The organism is Massilia sp. TSP1-1-2 (assembly GCF_049896185.1).
In the GTDB taxonomy this organism is placed as follows: Bacteria; Pseudomonadota; Gammaproteobacteria; order Burkholderiales; family Burkholderiaceae_D; genus Telluria_A.
Map to the genome: position 1 here is coordinate 1 of NZ_JAFCTU010000165.1, position 761 is coordinate 761.

The 761-nt window shown below is 59.5% G+C and carries 1 protein-coding gene; it reads right to left on the bottom strand.

Going from position 1 to position 761, the window contains the following annotated elements; genetic code table 11:
- Positions 1-98: 98 nt before the first annotated feature.
- On the bottom strand, positions 99-761 hold a 663-nt coding region (dnaN, locus tag ACP7BV_RS27495; RefSeq protein ID WP_426108086.1), incomplete at its 5' end, for a DNA polymerase III subunit beta.

Genomic DNA, 761 nt, shown 5'->3' on the forward strand with positions numbered 1-761 from the left:
TGCTCTGAGCCATCGTTCTATAAGTCCCGCCCCGCCGGACCGCCGCATTCGCGAGGCCGATGTGGTGGCTGTGTTGCGTGTTCCTTCGCTACTCTCGACTAGATCCGCATCGGCATCACAACGTACTTGAAGTCCGCGTTCTCCGGAATCGACATCAGCGCCGACGAATTGGAGTCGCCCAGCGAGATGTTGACCTGGTCGCACTTCAGGTTGTTGAGCACGTCGAGCAGATACGTCACGTTAAAGCCGATATCGACGCTGTCGCCGCCGTAATCGATCTCGAGTTCTTCGACCGCTTCTTCCTGGTCGGCGTTGGTCGAGCTGATCTTCATGCTGCCCGGCGTGATGATGCAGCGCACGCCCTTGAATTTGTCGCTCGTCATGATCGCCGCGCGCTGCAGCGAACGCAGCAGTTCGTCGCGCCCGATCGTGAAGTCGTTCTTGTATCCCTTTGGAATCACGCGGGTGTAGTCGGGGAACTTGCCTTCGACCAGCTTGGAGACCAGCTCGATGTCGGCGAACGTCAGCTTGACTTGCGACGCAGAAATGTCGAGCCGGACCGGTTCGTCGCTTTCTTCCAGCAGGCGTTGCAGTTCGATAATCGTCTTGCGGGGAATGATGACTTCCTGGCGCGTGAATTCCTGCTCCGTCTCGACCTGGCAGAACGCCAGGCGGTGGCCGTCGGTGGCCACGGCGATCACGTTGCGACCGTCGAGCACCAGCAGCAGGCCGTTCAGGTAGTAGCGAATATCCTGCTGCGC